The organism is Streptomyces sp. NPDC102437, assembly GCF_044765565.1.
Classification (GTDB): Bacteria; Actinomycetota; Actinomycetes; order Streptomycetales; family Streptomycetaceae; genus Streptomyces.
In genome coordinates this window covers 84502-101491 of sequence record NZ_JBIWKI010000007.1, presented here as the reverse complement: position 1 = coordinate 101491, position 16990 = coordinate 84502, and the positions used below count along the sequence as shown (strand labels likewise).

Here is a 16990-nt window from a genome sequence, read left to right as displayed (position 1 = left end):
GCTGCTGCTCGACCGGCCGGGCGGAGCGGACGACCGGTGGCGCGGGGCTACACCGCACCCGCCCCGGTCAGTGCGCGGACCTCGCTCTCCGCGTGCTTGGCCGCGTCGGGCGCATCCGTGGAGGTGATCGTTCCGACCCAGCCGGCCAGGAAGCCCAGGGGGATGGAGACCAGCCCGGGATTCTCCAGGGGGAAGAGCTGGAAGTCGACGCCCGGGAAGAGCGAGGCAGGGCTGCCGGAAACAACCGGCGAGAGCAGCACCAGCAGTACGGCGGGAATCAGCCCGCCGTAGACGGACCAGACCGCGCCCCGGGTGGTGAAGTTCCGCCAGAACAGGGAGTACAGGAGCACCGGAAGGTTGGCCGAGGCGGCGACGGCGAAGGCCAGCCCGACCAGGAACGCCACGTTCAGGTCCTGGGCGATCAGCCCGAGACCGATGGCCGCCACCCCGATCGCGGCCGCGGCCACCCTGGCCACGGCGACCTCGCTGTACTGCTTGGAGCCCGGACGCCTGATCGAGGCGTAGAGGTCATGGGCCACGGAGGCGGACGAGGCGAGGGTGATCCCGGCGACGACCGCGAGGATGGTCGCGAAGGCGACCGCGGCGACCACGGCGAACAGGATCGCGCCCCCGGTGGACCCCTCGCCGCCGCCCAGCTCCATGGCCAGCAGCGGGATCGCCGTGTTGCCCGCGGCGTTGGACGCCCGCACGTCGGCCGAACCGACCAGAGCGGCCGCCCCGAATCCGAGGGCGATCGTCATCAGGTAGAAGCTGCCGATGAGCCCGATCGACCAGACGACCGAACGGCGGGCCGCACGGGCGGTGGGCACGGTGTAGAACCGCGACAGGATGTGCGGCAGCCCGGCAGTACCGAGCACCAGGGCCAGCCCCAGGCTGATGAAGTCGATGCGCGCGGTCCACGATCCGCCGTACCGGAGACCTGGCGCGAGGAACCGGCTTCCGTGCCCGCTCCGTTCGGCGGCGGAGTTGAGCAGCGCGTTGAAATCGCCGTGGAAGCGGAGCAGGACGAGAACGGTGAGAACGACCGCTCCCGCCATCAGCAGAACCGCCTTGACGATCTGGATCCAGGTGGTGGCGCGCATCCCGCCGAGCGACACGTAGATGACCATGAGTGCCCCGACACCGATGACGGTCCAGGACCGGGCGGCGCCGCTCGTACCGCCGAGGAGCAGGGCGACCAGGCTGCCCGCGCCCACCATCTGCGCCACCAGATAGAGCACGGAGACGGTGACGGACGAAGTGCCTGCCGCGATCCGGACCGGGCGCTCCGCCATCCGCGCCGCCACCACGTCGGCGAGCGTGAACCGGCCGCAGTTGCGCACCAGTTCGGCGACGAGCAGCAGGACGACGAGCCAGGCGACGAGGAAGCCGACCGAATAGAGCATGCCGTCGTAACCGAAGAGGGCGATCAGACCGGAGATACCGAGGAACGAGGCGGCCGACATGTAGTCGCCCGCGATGGCGAAACCGTTTTCCATGGGGGAGAACAGACGGCCGCCCGCGTAGAACTCCTCGGCCGAACCGTGGCGGTTGCGGCTCACCCAGGTGGTGATGGCCAGCGTCACCGCGATGAAGGCGCTGAACAGCAGGAGCGCCAGCGTCTGATGGTTCCCGTTCAACGTCCGGCTCCCCGCGTCATCTCCTGTGTCTCCCAGCGCAGTTCGAGTGCGGCCCGGTCCCTGCGCAGCCGCGCGTGGCGCGCGTACGCCCCGGTGAGCAGGAAGGTCGTGAGGAACTGCCCGAGCCCCGCGACCATCGCCACGTTGACCGCCCCCGCCACCGGGCGCGCCATCAGTCCGGGCGCGGTGATCGCGGCGATGACGTAGACGAGGTACCAGGCGAGGAAGGCGAACGTGGCGGGGGCGACGAACCGCCGGTACCGGCGGCGCACTTCCTGGAATGCCTCGCTGCGCTGCACCTCCAGATAGATGTCGGCCGCACTGTGGCCGCGCCGCGGGTCCGCGGGCCCGGGCGGTCCTGTGGGGGCGAAGCTCCCCGTACCGTCCAGCTCGCCCCATCCGGAGGCCAGCACGTCGTACCACGGGTCGTCGAGTCGCATCGCTGCGGCCTCACGCCCTGCTTCCTTCTCCACGGAACAACTCCCCTTGTCCACGGACCACTTCGGCCGTGTACCCAAGAATGGGCAGATCGGGAAGATCCCGGGCAGTTCATTCGCCGGCCTTCACCTCTTCAGGTGACGGCCCGTCCGGGCGGCTGTGCGAGGCCCCGAACGTACGCATAGCGAACGGGCTGTGCCCGGTCACGTACTCCGGCCCTGGCGAAGAGATTGTCGATGTGACTTTTCACGGTGCCTGCGAGATGTGCGGTCTGCGGGCGATCTCCGGAGTGGACAGCCCTCCGCGATCAACACCAGCACTTCCAGCTCACGTGGCGTCAGGCTGTCGGGCATCTGCGGCCCGGGCGCAGGCAGCGGGCCCGTGGTCGCCCGCTCCAGCAGACGGCGCTGCGCGCTGGACGAAAGGCCGGCTTCGCCGGACAGCACGGCCCGCGCGATCTCCTCGCCGCCGGAGCATCGGAGCATCGGCTCAGGGGCGGGTGGAGGGCCGTCTCCACCCGCGGGTGGAGACGGCGTCGCTCAGACGTCGATGCGCGAGCGGTCCAGGGTGGCGGCGGAGCTGGTGATGAACTCCTTGCGCGGCGCCACCTCATTGCCCATCAGCAGATCGAAGACCTGCTCGGACGCTTCCAGGTCGCCGATGTTGATCCTGCGCAGGGTGCGGTGGCGCGGATCCATCGTGGTCTCCGCCAACTGGTCGGCGTCCATCTCGCCCAGACCCTTGTAGCGCTGGATCGAGTCCTTGTACCGGACGTTCTTCCGCTGAAGCTCCAGCAGCCGCTGGCGCAGCTCGTTGTCCGAGTACGTGTAGATGTACTTGTCCTGGCCCTTCTTCGGCTGGACCAGCTCGATCCGGTGGAGCGGGGGCACCGCGGCGAAGACCCGCCCGGCCTCGACCATGGGCCGCATGTACCGCTGGAAGAGCGTCAGCAGCAGCACGCGGATGTGCGCGCCGTCGACATCGGCGTCCACCAGCAGAACGATCTTCCCGTAGCGAGCCGCGTCGATGTCGAAGGTCCGCCCGGACCCGGCTCCTATGACCTGGATGATCGCACCGCACTCGGCGTTCTTCAGCATGTCCGAGACGGACGCCTTCTGAACGTTGAGGATCTTGCCCCGGATCGGCAGCAGCGCCTGGAACTCACTGTTCCGGGCGAGCTTCGCCGTACCGAGCGCGGAGTCGCCCTCGACGATGAAGAGTTCGCTGCGATCCACGTCGTCGCTGCGGCAGTCGGCGAGCTTCGCCGGCAGCGAGGAGGACTCCAGCGCCGTCTTGCGGCGCTGCGCGTCCTTGTGCTGGCGGGCCGCGATGCGGGTCCGCGCGGCCGCAACGGCCTTGTCCAGGACCGCCCTGGCCTGGGCCTTCGCGTCGCGCTTCGTCGAGGTCAGGAACGCCTTGAGTTCCTTGGCCACGACGTTGGCGACGATCCGGTTGGCCGCAGAGGTGCCGAGCACTTCCTTGGTCTGGCCCTCGAACTGCGGCTCGGCCAGGCGCACGGTGACCACAGCGGTGAGGCCCTCGAGCGCGTCGTCCTTGACGATGTCGTCCTCGGCGACGCGGAGCAGCTTGGCGGAGCGCAGCGCCTCGTTGACGGTCTTGGTCACGGAGCGCTCGAATCCGGTCACATGCGTGCCGCCCTTGGGGGTGGCGATGATGTTGACGAAGGACTTCAGATTGGTGTCGTATCCGGTGCCCCAGCGCAGGGCGATGTCGACCGCGAGTTCACGCGTGACCTCGGTCGCTGTCATGTGACCGCGCTCGTCCAGGACCGGCACGGTCTCCTTGAAGGTGCCCTGCCCGGTCAGGCGCAGGACGTCGCAGACCGCCTTGTCCTGGGCGAGGTACTCGCAGAATTCGCTGATGCCGCCGTCGAAACGGAAGGTCTCCTCGGTCTTGCCCTCGCCGTCGAGCCCGCGCTCGTCGCGGACGACGATCGTGAGGCCCGGAACAAGGAAGGCCGTCTGCCGTGCCCGCTGGTGGAGCGTCTCCAGGTTGAGCTTGGCGTCCTTGAGGAAGATCTGCCGGTCCGCCCAGTAACGCACCCGGGTGCCGGTGCGCGCCTTCGGCACGCGCTTGCCCTTGAGGAGGCCGTTGGCCGGGTCGAACGGGCTGTCCGGCCCCTGCTCGGTGAAGATCCCCGGGACTCCGCGCCGGAAGCTGATCGAGTGCGTCGCGCTGTTGCGGTCGACCTCGACGTCGAGCCGGGCGGAGAGCGCGTTGACGACGGAGGCGCCGACGCCGTGCAGCCCGCCGGACGCGGCGTACGAGCCGCCACCGAACTTTCCGCCGGCGTGCAGCTTGGTCATCACGACCTCGACGCCGGACAGACCTGTCTTGGGCTCGACGTCGACGGGGATGCCCCGCCCGTTGTCCCGGACCTCCACGGAGTTGTCGTCGTGGAGGATGACCTCGATGTGATCGCAGTAACCACCCAGGGCCTCGTCGACGGAGTTGTCGATGATCTCCCAGAGGCAGTGCATGAGGCCGCGGCTGTCGGTGGACCCGATGTACATCCCGGGGCGCTTGCGAACCGCTTCGAGCCCTTCGAGTACGAGCAGATGCCGCGCGGTGTAGTTGGAGCCGTCTCGGTCTGCTCCGGTCAGCAGCGCAGTGGACGGCACGGACGTATCGGCGGTCACGCGGTTCGCTCCTCGCTGAATTTCATTTGGGGCCCAGTGGGTAACGGGCTCGGCTTCGGTCGCCGCTGAGAGGGTACCGAGGCCTGGTGGAGCGGTTGTAACGCCACCCTTCGACAACCCTCACACTAGTCCAGCCTCGCATACATGTTCGATCCCTCGTAGGAGTGACGCGAACATCACGTTCCCTTCCAGGCATGAACCATTTAGGCTCCGGGCACGTCCTCATGAACAAACCGGCAAGCCAGCCGGGAGGATCCCACCAAGACAAGCAATGCGAAACCGTAGCGCTCCGCAATACGGCACATTCGCCGCCAACCGGCAACAGACAGCCATCTCGAGAAGAAGTTTCGAAGAAAAGCCACGAGCGGGAACGTTTTCGGCCTGGTTGGATGTTGACCCTGGTACGACAGCTCGTCGAGCTAGAGAAGAGGCGACGTGACTACTGTTCTGACCCCCGCGAGCCCGCTGACCGCAGCAGACCGCTGTGACCGTTGCGGCGCCCAGGCATATCTGCGCGTCGTCCTGATCAGCGGCGGTGAACTGCTGTTCTGCGCCCACCACGGTCGCAAGTTCGAGCCGGAACTCAAGAAGATCGCCGCGGAAATACAGGATGAGACGGACCGGCTCACGGCTGTGCAGGCCCAAGCCGCCGAAGAGGAACAACACTGACACCTCGCATCCACGACGAGCAAGGGCCAGGTCCCGGACCTGGCGACGGGCGGCTCCCCCGGAGGGAAGCCGCCCGTTCTCGTACCTGCGCGGTGATGCGGTTCAGCTGCCCCTCGGCATCCAGCCGATCGCGGCGGAAATGCGCGTGTACACACCCGGGCTCCCCACGCGGGCGCAGCCGTTCCCCCAGGACACCAGGCCGATGAGCCGCCCACGGGCCACCAGCGGCCCGCCACTGTCGCCCTGGCATGCGTCGTGCCCGCCCAGCAGTTCGCCCGCACAGAGCATCGCTGAGGCGTCGTACGTGCCGTTCCTGCCGCCCGAGTAGACCTGCGCGCACAGGGCATCGGGCAGAACGCTCACTTTCGCCGACCGCAGCGACGACGCGTAGTCGCTGTTGCCCGTTGTGTCACCCCACCCGTAGACGGCCGCCTCGGTGCCCGGTACGTACGCCTCGTCGCCGCCTTCGGCCATTGGGATCGTGCTCTTCTCGGGGAGCGCCTCGGCCAGGGTGAGCACGGCCAGGTCCCCCGCGTTCGTGATGGGGTCGAAGCCCGGATTGGTCCACGTCTCCCGGACGGCGATCTCCTTCCCTCCGGTCCCGAGCAGGGCATCGCGGCCCGTGATGACGCGCAGATCGCGCACGTCGGCGACATCGACGCCGAGCGCTGCCCGGCTCAGGCAGTGCGCAGCGGTCAGCACCTTTTTCGGAGCCACCACGACACCGCCGCAGAACTGGCCGGCGCGCCCTTCCCCGAACCGGTTCCGGCTGGAAAGTGCCACGACCCAGGGGCTGTCCTTGACGTGCGCGGGCTGACCGCCGATGACGACGCCGTCCTCGGCGGCCCGGGCGGAAGATCCGAGCGGTATCAGAGCTGTGGCGGCAACCAGGGCGAATGCCCCGGTCAGGGCACGGAAGACGGTACGGGACATGCGCACTCCTGACTCTGTGGTGAACCATTCCCACCCAGAGTCATCCCGCTGGTCGCCGAACGCACGCATTGATAGGCCGGGGGCCCGGCTCCCCAATGGGATCCGGGCCCCCGGTCCGTGTAACTCTGCGACCTAGTCGAGGTAGTCGCGCAGCACCTGCGAACGCGACGGGTGGCGCAGCTTCGACATGGTCTTCGACTCGATCTGACGGATGCGCTCACGCGTCACGCCGTAGACCTTGCCGATCTCGTCCAGGGTCTTCGGCTGGCCGTCGGTGAGACCGAAGCGCATCGAGACGACACCGGCCTCGCGCTCGGAGAGCGTGTCGAGCACCGAGTGCAGCTGCTCCTGGAGGAGCGTGAAGCTGACCGCGTCGGCCGGGACGACCGCCTCGGAGTCCTCGATCAGGTCACCGAACTCGCTGTCCCCGTCCTCACCCAGCGGGGTGTGGAGGGAGATCGGCTCACGACCGTACTTCTGGACCTCGATGACCTTCTCGGGGGTCATGTCGAGTTCCTTGGCCAGCTCCTCCGGCGTGGGCTCACGGCCCAGGTCCTGGAGCATCTGGCGCTGCACACGGGCGAGCTTGTTGATGACCTCGACCATGTGCACCGGGATACGGATGGTGCGGGCCTGGTCGGCCATGGCGCGGGTGATCGCCTGACGGATCCACCAGGTGGCGTACGTGGAGAACTTGTAGCCCTTGGTGTAGTCGAACTTCTCGACCGCGCGGATCAGACCGAGGTTCCCTTCCTGGATGAGGTCCAGGAAGAGCATGCCGCGGCCGGTGTAGCGCTTGGCCAGCGACACCACGAGACGGAGGTTGGCCTCCAGCAGGTGGTTCTTGGCGCGGCGGCCGTCCTCGGCGATGATCTCCAGCTCGCGCTTGAGCTTCGGAGCGAGCTTGTCGGAGTTCGCCAGCTTGTCCTCGGCGAACAGACCGGCCTCGATGCGCTTGGCGAGCTCGACCTCCTGCTCGGCGTTGAGGAGGGGAACCTTGCCGATCTGCTTCAGATAGTCCTTGACCGGGTCGGCGGTGGCGCCGGCGACGGCGACCTGCTGCGCAGGTGCGTCGTCCTCGTCGTCGTCGGAGAGGACGAAGCCCTTGTTCTCGCCCTCGCCCTCCTCTTCCTCGCCCTTGCCGGCCTTTACTTCCTCGATCGCCTCGTCGCCGTCGAGGAGCTCGTCGTCCTGTTTTCCGGACTTCTTCGATGCCGTCTTCTTGGCCGCCGTCTTCTTCACGGCGGTCTTCTTGGCAGCCGTCTTCTTGGCTGCTGCCTTCTTCGCAGAGCCGGCCGTGGCAGCGTCGTCGGCCACCACGTCCACGGTCTCTGCCGACGGGGCGGCAGTGGCCGCGACCGTCCTGGTCACGGTTGTCTTGGCCGCGACAGTCTTGGTGGCGGTGCGCTTGACCGGGCTCTTCGCTGCGACGCTCTTGCGGGCACGTTTGGACGGCTCCGCGGCACTGACCATCAGCGTCACACCCTCTTCCTCGAGGATCTGGTTGAGGCTGCGCAGAACATTCTTCCACTGGGTTGGCGGAATCTGGTCAGCCTCGAAGGCCCGACGCACGTCATCGCCGGCGATCTGCCCATCAGCCTTTCCCCGCTCGATGAGCGCCATCACAGACTCGGACTCGGCGATCTCCGGCGGGAGCGTACGGGATGTGCTGGCCGACACGAACAACCTCTCGGAACGATGGAAACGGCTTCCGGCCCGGCCCTGGAGAGGGCTGGAGCCGACGACCGCCGGGCTGGGAATGTACCGGCGGCGCGGGTTTGGCCTCAGAACTGCACAGCGCACTGAATGGCTGCTGTATTCCTTCCGCGACGGTCACCTCTTAAGTCATCGCACTGTTTCGAGGAGTGTTACGCCCAATCCGCGTGGCCCGAGTCACACCTCATTTGCGATGAACGTGACCAAGAGTGCAAATTCCCCACAACTGTGCCGCCGGACCGTGGCGGCCCGGCGACACGCGGTTCGCACACCCTGGCCGCGCCGCGCTCAGTGCTCGCGGGGCGCCGGCACCACCCGCTCCACCTCGGGGTGGACCACGAGCAGTTGACGCATGGCCGCTTCGGCGCCCGCCGCATCACCGGACGCGAGGGCATCGACGATCCGGGCGTGGTGGCCGAGGGACGCCTCGCCGGGGCGGTCACAGCCCGTGACCGGGCCGCCGGACACCTGCAGCGCGGCGGAGACGATGCCGGAGAGGTGCTCCAGCATGCGGTTGCCCGCCGCCTGGATGAGCAGGGAGTGGAACTCCGCGTCGGCCCGGGAGCAGGTGATCGCGTCGCCCTGCGCGACCGCGTGCCCCATGATCTCGACCATGTCGCCTAGGCGCTGCTGAATGTCCTCACGGCCGTGGCCCGCGGCGAGACGCGCGGCAAGGGGTTCGATCGTCCACCGGAGCTCCCCGAGCTCGCGACGCTGGTCCTCGCGCTGAGGGCCGAAGGCGCGCCATTCGATGATGTCGGGGTCCAGCAGGTTCCAGTCGCTGACGGGGCGGACCCGGGTGCCCACGTTGGGCCGGGCACTGACCAGGCCCTTGGCTTCGAGGACACGCAGCGACTCGCGTACGACGGTGCGGGAGACCTCGAAGCGCTGGCCGATCTCTTCCGGCACGAGCGGGCGGTCGGCGCCCAGGTCGCCGGAGACGATCATCTGGCCGAGCTGCTGGACGAGCTGGCCGTGCAGGCCGCGGCCCCGGCTGGCCGAGCCCCGCCGGTTCACCCGGCCGAGGTCGGCGTCGGGGCTGTCCCAGGAACGAAGAGCGGCACGCTCGCCGGCCGGCGCCTCCGCGTACGAGTAGCGATCGATTTCACCCGGGCCGGCGAGGCCGGAATCGGCGGAGCGGGCGGCGGTCATCATGGTGTGCGCAAGGGTACTCACGCATCATTTGTCGGCGTAGCTCACTCGGCTCTTGAGGTCTTTGGTGAAAAGCACACGAAAGGGTGATCGGCGCCAGCCCCCCAATTGACGCTTTACTGGTATAAACCGGACACTTTCAACAGGGTTACGAAGCCTGACCCGATCCTGCAGCCTTCTGAGGCCGCCAACGAACCCTGCCATGAAGGCCGGTGAACAGATACGCGCAGACCAGGACCGACAGCGAGAGCGCCAGCGCGGTACCCACCGGATGCGCCACGACGCCCACGGCGAGGGCGATCCATCGGTCCGTCTCGTGCGGCCAGCGCGGCCACATCAGTTCACGGAGTCTGGCCGGAAGCCCGGCGATCGGACGGGACCCCGGCCCTGTCAGCACCATCCGGACAAGCGGTACAACGAGTACAGGTACAGCAAGTACCGCGGCGACACCGGCCGTCGTCACCCTGAAGACCCCGGCGGCCAGAAGACCCGCCCAGGCGCAGCCCACGGTCAGCGCCGCCCAACTCACGCCCAGGGAAACCGAATTCGGCGGGACGTGGATCCAGCCATGGCCGTACACGAGGCGAAGGGTTTCGGCGGAGACCAGCACGACGGCCAGAGCGAGCACCACGGCGACGCCCGCGGACACCACCAGCTTGGCCAGCAGCAGCCCCAGACGGCGGGGGACGGTGCCGCGGCCCGCGGCGAGCGCGGGGTAGCGGAATTCGTCTCCGAACGAGAGGGCGCCGAGCAGTCCTGCCCCGACCGCCGCAGGCGGCAGGGGCAGCAGCGACGGCCAGGCCGCCAGCACCTTCGGCAACGGCGCATGGCCGTTGCGGGCGAGGAGCACGGAGAGCCCGACCGAGACGACCAGAACAGCGGCCATGATCAAGGTGGTTGTTCTGACACCGAGCAGACGGCGCAACTCGTACCGCAACGGGTGGAGCGGACCGCGGGCCGGACACCTCCGGATGGGAAGCACCGACTGCGGTGCCGACGACCGTGCGACCGGTCGCCGCTCACCGCCCCCTTTGCCGCCGCCTCGCCCTGCGGGGCCTTCCGGGTTCAGCGGCGTCGAGGAGGCTCCCGGATCGGTTGAGCCGTCGGGATCCATGGGGTCCACGTCGACCCTGGGTGAGGTGGGGCCGGTGTCACCGATCTCGTCGGCCAGCTGATGGACCGGAAGTCCGTGCCGGAACGCCGTGTCACCGATCTCCGCGCAGGAGGAGCCGTACACGGCGAGACGGCCGCCTGCTTCGGTGACCACCTCCACCGAGCGCCGGGCCGCCCGTGCCTCGCGGCTGACCACTGCCGCGAGCCGAGCCGCGTGCGGGGTCCGGACCGCGACGCGGGGACGGAGGCGGGTCCGGGAGAAGTCATCGGCATCCTGGTCGGCGACCAGGCGGCCGCCGTCGATGGTGACGACGCGGTCTGCGGCCCGCGCGGCCTCCTTGGGGTCCGCCGTGGAGTACAGAACGGTCCCGCCCCGGGCCGCATGGGCCTGCAACAGCCCGTGCACCCAGCAGCCCTCGCGTGGCGCGAGGCCTTCCGTCGGATCGTCGAGGACGAGCGTGTGCGGATCGCCCAGCAGCGCCGAAGCGAGGGCGAGGCGTCGGTCCATGCCTCGCGAAAGCCTGCCGATGCGCTGGTCACGGAGGCCGGCGAGACCCACGAGCTCAAGCAGTTCATCGGCCCGCGCCGCGGGTACGCCTCCGGCCGCGCAGAGCATCCGGAGCTGGCCGCGAGCAGTACGGACAGGGTGCCCCGGCACGTCTCCGAGCAGCACTCCCACCTCACGCGCGGGGTGCGGGATCCGGTGCATCGGTCTGCCCCGGAAGTAGGTGACTCCCCGCCCCGCGTCGAGCTCGAGCATGAGGCGGAGGGCCGCGGTCTTGCCCGAGCCCGGGACGCCCAGAAGCGCGGTGACGTGGCCGGGCCGGGCTTCGAAGGTGAGGTCGTCCACGGCGGCCCGGTGGCCGCGGCGGGGGGTGCTGGTGAGTCCGATGGCCTGGAGCATCGCTTCCCTCGCGGAAGGTGAGACCGCTCGACGGCAGTGCAGGTACCGCAGAAAGATAACCCGACATATCCGACTTTTTGCGCAGCGCCAGTCCTGTGGGCGTTCCGCGAGGTCAGACTTCCGGCCTCAGCATCGGAGGATTGAGCACGGTGGCCGCGCCAGCCCGGAAGAGCTGGGCCGGACGGCCGCCCTGGCGAGTGGTCGTCCCGCCGGTGGGCATCAGGAAGCCGGGGGTGCCGGTGACCTTGCGATGGAAGTTCCGCGGGTCGAGAACCACTCCCCACACCGCCTCGTACACCCTCCGGAGCTCGCCGACCGTGAACTCCGGCGGACAGAAAGCGGTGGCCAGGGAGGAATATTCGATCTTGGAGCGGGCTCGTTCGACCCCGTCGGCAAGGATCTGCGCGTGATCGAAGGCCAGCGGGGCCTGGTTCTCGTCCTCGTGGCCGAGGCTCCCGTCCGCCCCGAGCAGGTCCTCGACGGACGCCCATCGCGCACTGTTCGCGTCGCCGCCCGCCCGTGGGGCCGGCAGATCGGGCGCCAGGGCGAGATGGGCGACGCTGACGACTCGCATCCGCGGGTCACGACCCGGGTCGCCGTAGGTGGCGAGCTGTTCGAGGTGGGCGCCGTTCCCGACCGCCGGGGCCGCCGGATCCTGGGCACACAGACCGGTCTCCTCGACGAGCTCGCGCGCTGCTGCGGCACCGAGATCCTCATCGGCTCTGACGAATCCGCCGGGCAGCGCCCACCGCCCCTGGAACGGTGGCTCACCACGGCGTACCACCAGCGCGCAGAGCGCGTGGCGGCGCACCGTGAGCACGACCAGGTCGACGGTGACAGCGAAGGGCGGGAAGGTCGACGGGTCGTAGGGCGGCATGCCGTGATCATAGTCGTCTGCCTGACGATAAACACTCCCTTCGCGGTGCTCTTCCAAGAGCTCATGGAAGAGCACGTCCGAGGCGGCAGGAGCCGAGCCGGCCGAGAATCGAAGCCTGCACCCGCCACCGGCTACGGCTACGGCTACGGCTACGGAGTGTGCGGGTCAATCCTCGTCACGGGATGTGCGACGACCGGGGGTGGCTTGCCTGGACCCGCGCCGGGTGGCCGCCGGTTCAGGACGGGTGGCGCCGGACGGGGGCTTCTTCCGGCGCGCGGTGATCGGCCGTGCCGTGCGGGGGCGCGTACCCCGGTCCGTCCGGTGCCCGCGCCGCCCCGTCCGCGCACTGCGCTCCCCGCGCAGGCATCGGCGCAGGGTCTCCGGGTCGAGGCCCTGGTTGCACGCCTCGTGAAGCAGTTGCGCGAAGGTGTACATGGGGTCCATCCGCAGAGCGAGGCCCAGAGCGACCCGCGCACCCGGTTCGTCGCCCGTCGACCACGAGACCCATCCGGCCAGGGTCAGTGGCGCCGCGGCATGCTCCTCGTACGGTGCCACGCAACGACGGGACAGTGCGCGCCAGAGCCGCAGCGCCGAATCGGCTTCCGGGCCTTCCATCCACTCCGCTGCCCTGTCGCGGGTCTCCCGGTCCTGCAGGCCGAGGATCACTGCGGCTGCCTCGTCGTGACTGATCAGCCGGTCATCGCTGATGTCCGCGGCGGACGGTGCCGCCACCGGTGCCTCCCTGAGGCGTTTCATGAGCCTCCGGGCCAGGTCCAGGGTCTCGCGGGCCACATCCTCGCGTCCCGCTTCGTCGAGGAGTTTGGGCATCAGTTCGGCACCCGCCGAGTCGAGTGCGCGTTGCTGGCCCGCTGCCGCCGAGGCGGTCAGAGGCGCGAGCCGCGCCTCCATGTCCCTCAGCGTTCCGCGCACTTGAATGCCCGCGTAAGCGGCAGCGGCCGCCATCACCGAGGTGCCGGGCATGGCCAGCTGGTTCCCCTCCGCCGGACAGCACCGCCCGTCCGGGCAGCAGTAGGACCAGTACCGGCCGTCGGAGATGCAGAGCGCTTCGAGCACAGGTACGTCCAGCCCGCCACAGGCCGTACGCAGACGCTGGGCGAGTGGTCGCAGCCGCTCCATGACCTGGCTGCCGGACTCGCCCTCGGCGGGATCCTTGCAGAGGAAGATGACGATCGCGTCAGGACGTTCACCACGCCGCTCGCTCCCCTTGATCAGGCACTCGGCGAGCTGCTCGGCGACGGGCGCCCATTCCTGCTGCGACTGCGGGATGCCGAGCCTGAGCCGCCCGCCGAAGCGGCCCCTGCCGCCGTGCAGGGCAACCATGATCACGCTGTCGTTCGGGTGAAACCCCATGAGATACGGGAGAGCATCGGCGAGTTCGGCAGGTCCTCGGAGGGTGATCTGCTGCTCGTCGGCCGGACCGTTGGATTCGTGGTGCTGGTTCATGGCACGACCGTCCCGCGAGCGGCCGGATTCCGCGACCCCCTGTGGATAACTTGTCCACAGGGGTCGCGGGGCGTTGGCCGTCTGTCCTACCCACCGGGTTGCATGGGGACATGAGCCACATGATCCGCGCAGAGCCCAGCGCCGCGGCCGACCTCCGTACCTGCCCGACTCGTCGGCGGGAACGGCTGGTCGATCGCCGGTGCAACGGCTGTCGCCGGAATCAGCCTGCCGCGGCGAGGACCAGTGGAAGGACCTGGTCGCTCCCCGCCCGGCGCAGGAGCCGGGCGGCGACAGCGAGGGTCCAGCCGGATTCGGTGCAGTCGTCCACGAGCAGGACGGGGCCGGGAGTACGGGCGAGGGCGTCGGCCAGTTCCCCGGGGACGGCGAAGGCGCCGGAGAGCGCCCTGAGTCGCTGGGCGGAGTTGCTGCGGCGTGCCGTGTGCGCGCCGCTCGCCCCGGTGTACGTCAGGGTGCCGAGGAAAGGGAGGCGACCGATCGTCGCGATTCCCTGGGCCAGGGAGCCGACGAGTTGCGGACGGGTCAGGGACGGGACGGCGACGACTCCCACCGGCCGGGCAGTGGCGTCCGGGACATTCGGCGCCCAGCCGCCCGAGGAACGCGCCCAGTCGGCGAGGACCGCCACCGCGGCCTTCAGGACGTCGTCGGGGACCGGCCCGTCGGGCGCGTTCTCGGCCAGCAGCGGGCGCAGCCGATTGCCCCAGCCGATGTCCGAGAGCCGCCCCAGGGCACGCCCGGGGGAGCACTGCTCCTTGGCCGGGATACGGCCCTTGAGCTCGATGCCCAGTGCGGGCATCCCCGTCGGCCACATCCGGCGCGGTTCGACCTCCACCCCCGGGCGGTCCAGTTCCTTCGTCGCACCCATCAAGGTGTCCGCCGAAACGGCCGAATCGGCCCAGGCACCGGCGCAGTTGTCGCAGCGGCCGCATGGCGCCGCCCCCTCGTCGTCCAGCTGCCGGCGCAGGAACTCCATCCGGCACCGGGACGTGCTCGCGTAGTCACGCATGGCCTGCTGTTCGGCTGCCCGCTGCCGAGCCACCCACGCGTAGCGTTCGGCGTCGTACACCCACTCGGCTCCTGTGGCCGTCCAGCCGCCCTTCACGCGCTTGACCGCGCCGTCGACGTCGAGCACCTTCAGCATCGCCTCCAAGCGGGTGCGCCGAAGGTCCACCACCCCCTCCAGGGCCGGCACGGACAGCGGCCGCCCCGCGGCGGCGAGGGCCGAGAGTGTCTGTCGAACCTGCTCCTCTGGCGGAAAGGCGGTATCGGCGAAGTAGCGCCAGATGGCCTCGTCCTCCTTGCCCGGCAGCAGCAGCACATCGGCGTGGGCCACGCCGCGCCCTGCCCGACCAACCTGCTGGTAGTAGGCGATCGGCGAGGACGGCGAGCCGAGATGAACCACGAAGCCCAGGTCGGGCTTGTCGAAGCCCATGCCCAGGGCCGAAGTCGCGACCAGTGCCTTGACCCGGTTCTCCTGCAGGTCGGCCTCGGCCTGCAGGCGGTCGGCGTTCTCCGTCTTCCCCGTGTACGACGCCACGCGGAAGCCGCGCTGGCGCAGGAAGGCGGTGGCCTCCTCGGCCGCCGCGACGGTGAGGGCGTAGACGATTCCCGAACCCTGCAGCTCGTCCAGGTGCTCCGCGAGCCAGGCCAGGCGGTGCGCGGCGTCCGGCAGCCGGACCACACCCAGCCGAAGGCTCTCCCGCTCCAGCGGACCGCGCAGCACCAGGGCCTCGCCCGCGCCGGTGCCCAGCTGATCGGCCACGTCCGCGGTGACCCGCGCGTTCGCGGTCGCCGTGGTGGCCAGCACCGGCACGCCGGGGGCGAGCTCGGCGAGCATCGCCCGCAGCCTGCGGTAGTCGGGACGGAAGTCATGGCCCCAGTCGGAGATGCAGTGCGCCTCGTCCACCACCAGCAGGCCGGTGGTGGCCGCGAGCTTGGGCAGCACCTGATCGCGGAAATCCACCGAGTTGAGGCGTTCCGGACTCACGAGGAGAACGTCGGTGTGGCCGCGCTCGACCTCCTCGTAGATGGTGTCCCATTCCTCCGGGTTGGCCGAGTTGATGGTGCGTGCACGGATACCGGCCCGCGCCGCAGACTCGACCTGGTTACGCATCAGCGCCAGCAGCGGCGAGACGATCACCGTGGGCCCGGAGCCGCGCCGGCGCAGCAGGGCGGTGGCGACGAAGTACACCGCGGACTTGCCCCAGCCCGTGCGCTGTACCACCAGCGCACGGCGGCGCTCCCGCACCAGAGCCGCCACCGCCTGCCACTGGTCCTCCCGCAGCCGCGCCGAGCCCCCGGGGTCACCGACGAGCTCGGCAAGGATGTCATCGGCTTCGGCGCGGAGCTCCAGGTTGTCCATGCCCCCATGCAACCCGATGCCTCGGACAATCGGCCACTTCACCCCACGTGACCCACAGCTCACAGAGGACCGTTCGGCCAAGTGTTCCCCGGCGCGGGGAGCGCTCGGGGATCATCCGGGATCTGACGGGCAGCCGAGCGGGGCGGATCGGTGTTTCCGCTGGTCCTCGCCGTTCAGGTGTGGCGGGAGGCGTCGTCCGGGCTCGGCGTGGGCAGGGATATCAGAGTCATTTCGGCCGATTCCCGTCAGCTGCGCCAATTGCTCGTTGCCGCCTGCCGATACGCCAGGAAGAATTGGCCTCGCTCCCCGCACAGTCCCTTTCGCGGCCCGGAAGGGCTGTGCCGCGGTGCGCCCTCACTCGACCCTGCCCGCACCATGGGCGCGTATGCGAAGGGAGGATCGTGACCTTCGGATTCGCTCCGTCCGCAGCCACTTCGATGTCGGCGTCCGCCGACTCCGCCAACCGTCTCGCCAGGATGCTCGAGCCCGCCGAGTGGGCCGAAGCCGGCATACCGCTGCTGCGCAGCCCCCGCGAGGTCGTCAGCGGCCTGCACGCCCGGCACCGGCCGACCCCGGCGACCGCTGTGGTCGCCGTGCTCGACCATGAGGAACGCCTCACGGCCAGCGCTTCGTTCGCCCGCCGCTCCACCGCCTCGGACGGCTGGGAGTTCCGCAACGCGTTGCTGGCGCATCTGCGCCGGGTCATCCCGCACGATCTCCGCCGCCGCACCCCCGTCCGTACCGCGGTGCTTCTCTACTGCCGTGAGGGCGACGAGCGTTGGACGGAGGAGGACGGGGCGTGGATGTGGGGCCTGCGGGACGCCTGCACCCTGCACGGACTGCGGTGCGGCCCGTACATCACGCTGACCCGCGGCGGTTGGCAGGTGCTGGGCGAAGGCCGTGGCGGGCGCCGTCCCCACTCCATGTCGCAGCCGTCCGCTCTCGCCGACGCCTCGCTGGATCAGGATCCGGCCCCGCTGCGGACCGGCGGCGGCGCGGCGCAGGCGCTGCGGCACACCGCGGCCCGCTGACCCACGGCCCGCG

12 protein-coding genes and 1 pseudogene are annotated in these 16990 nt (G+C 69.6%); 2 read left to right on the top strand and 11 right to left on the bottom strand.

What is annotated here, in order from left to right; genetic code table 11:
* Positions 1–47 precede the first annotated feature (47 nt).
* From ACIRJP_RS11510 to ACIRJP_RS11495, 4 genes and pseudogenes are all read right to left on the bottom strand, one after another.
* Positions 48–1640: a cation acetate symporter gene (locus ACIRJP_RS11510; protein ID WP_404171364.1), complete on the bottom strand. Its 1593-nt coding sequence runs from the start codon at positions 1638–1640 to the stop codon at positions 48–50.
* Positions 1637–2080, bottom strand: coding sequence for a DUF485 domain-containing protein (locus ACIRJP_RS11505; RefSeq protein WP_404171715.1), 444 nt, complete (start codon positions 2078–2080; stop codon positions 1637–1639). Before ACIRJP_RS11505 ends, ACIRJP_RS11510 begins: the two co-directional genes overlap by 4 nt.
* Before the next feature lie 131 nt (positions 2081–2211).
* Positions 2212–2551: pseudogene (locus tag ACIRJP_RS11500) on the bottom strand (helix-turn-helix transcriptional regulator); the annotation flags it as partial.
* 66 nt (positions 2552–2617) lie between these two features.
* Positions 2618–4738, bottom strand: a complete 2121-nt coding sequence (locus ACIRJP_RS11495; RefSeq protein ID WP_266729283.1) for a type IIA DNA topoisomerase subunit B — start codon at positions 4736–4738, stop codon at positions 2618–2620.
* A gap of 435 nt (positions 4739–5173) precedes the next feature.
* Here ACIRJP_RS11495 and ACIRJP_RS11490 point away from each other — a divergent pair, with 435 nt between their 5' ends.
* A complete protein-coding gene (locus tag ACIRJP_RS11490) occupies positions 5174–5407 on the top strand; it encodes a hypothetical protein (protein WP_024489001.1) in 234 nt (77 codons plus the stop codon).
* Positions 5408–5509: 102 nt separating this feature from the next.
* On the opposite strand, the gene ACIRJP_RS11485 is transcribed toward ACIRJP_RS11490, so the two are convergent.
* The 7 genes from ACIRJP_RS11485 to ACIRJP_RS11455 form a co-directional block, all read right to left on the bottom strand.
* On the bottom strand, positions 5510–6340 hold the full coding sequence (locus tag ACIRJP_RS11485; RefSeq protein ID WP_404171360.1) for a S1 family peptidase: 831 nt from the start codon (positions 6338–6340) through the stop codon (positions 5510–5512).
* A 132-nt stretch (positions 6341–6472) separates the two neighbouring features.
* The gene (locus tag ACIRJP_RS11480) at positions 6473–8020 is read right to left on the bottom strand and encodes an RNA polymerase sigma factor (protein WP_404171357.1); all 1548 of its coding nucleotides are present in this window, start codon (positions 8018–8020) and stop codon (positions 6473–6475) included.
* A 324-nt stretch (positions 8021–8344) separates the two neighbouring features.
* Entirely contained in the window at positions 8345–9211 is an 867-nt protein-coding gene (locus ACIRJP_RS11475; protein ID WP_404171712.1) for a FadR/GntR family transcriptional regulator, read from the bottom strand.
* Positions 9212–9356: 145 nt separating this feature from the next.
* Positions 9357–11225, bottom strand: coding sequence for an ATP-binding cassette domain-containing protein (locus tag ACIRJP_RS11470; RefSeq protein WP_404171354.1), 1869 nt, complete (start codon positions 11223–11225; stop codon positions 9357–9359).
* 112 nt (positions 11226–11337) lie between these two features.
* Positions 11338–12102, bottom strand: a complete 765-nt coding sequence (locus tag ACIRJP_RS11465) for an NUDIX domain-containing protein (RefSeq protein ID WP_376425870.1) — start codon at positions 12100–12102, stop codon at positions 11338–11340.
* Between the two features lie 165 nt (positions 12103–12267).
* The gene (locus ACIRJP_RS11460; protein ID WP_404171350.1) at positions 12268–13566 is read right to left on the bottom strand and encodes a DUF4192 domain-containing protein; all 1299 of its coding nucleotides are present in this window, start codon (positions 13564–13566) and stop codon (positions 12268–12270) included.
* Between the two features lie 220 nt (positions 13567–13786).
* A complete protein-coding gene (locus ACIRJP_RS11455; RefSeq protein WP_404171347.1) occupies positions 13787–15946 on the bottom strand; it encodes a RecQ family ATP-dependent DNA helicase in 2160 nt (719 codons plus the stop codon).
* A gap of 401 nt (positions 15947–16347) precedes the next feature.
* Between ACIRJP_RS11455 and ACIRJP_RS11450 the strand changes: the two genes are divergently transcribed.
* Complete coding sequence (locus ACIRJP_RS11450) at positions 16348–16977, top strand: hypothetical protein (RefSeq protein ID WP_404171344.1); 630 nt, start codon at positions 16348–16350, stop codon at positions 16975–16977.
* Positions 16978–16990: the final 13 nt, after the last annotated feature.

Bases quoted from the DNA above. Each gene is read 5' to 3' on its own strand.
- ACIRJP_RS11465 (WP_376425870.1), bottom strand. From the start codon at position 12,102: ATGCCGCCCTACGACCCGTCGACCTTCCCGCCCTTCGCTGTCACCGTC.
- ACIRJP_RS11475 (WP_404171712.1), bottom strand. From the start codon at position 9,211: ATGATGACCGCCGCCCGCTCCGCCGATTCCGGCCTCGCCGGCCCGGGT.
- ACIRJP_RS11505 (WP_404171715.1), bottom strand. From the start codon at position 2,080: ATGCGACTCGACGACCCGTGGTACGACGTGCTGGCCTCCGGATGGGGC.
- ACIRJP_RS11460 (WP_404171350.1), bottom strand. From the start codon at position 13,566: ATGAACCAGCACCACGAATCCAACGGTCCGGCCGACGAGCAGCAGATC.
- ACIRJP_RS11470 (WP_404171354.1), bottom strand. From the start codon at position 11,225: ATGCTCCAGGCCATCGGACTCACCAGCACCCCCCGCCGCGGCCACCGG.
- ACIRJP_RS11455 (WP_404171347.1), bottom strand. From the start codon at position 15,946: ATGGACAACCTGGAGCTCCGCGCCGAAGCCGATGACATCCTTGCCGAG.
- ACIRJP_RS11485 (WP_404171360.1), bottom strand. From the start codon at position 6,340: ATGTCCCGTACCGTCTTCCGTGCCCTGACCGGGGCATTCGCCCTGGTT.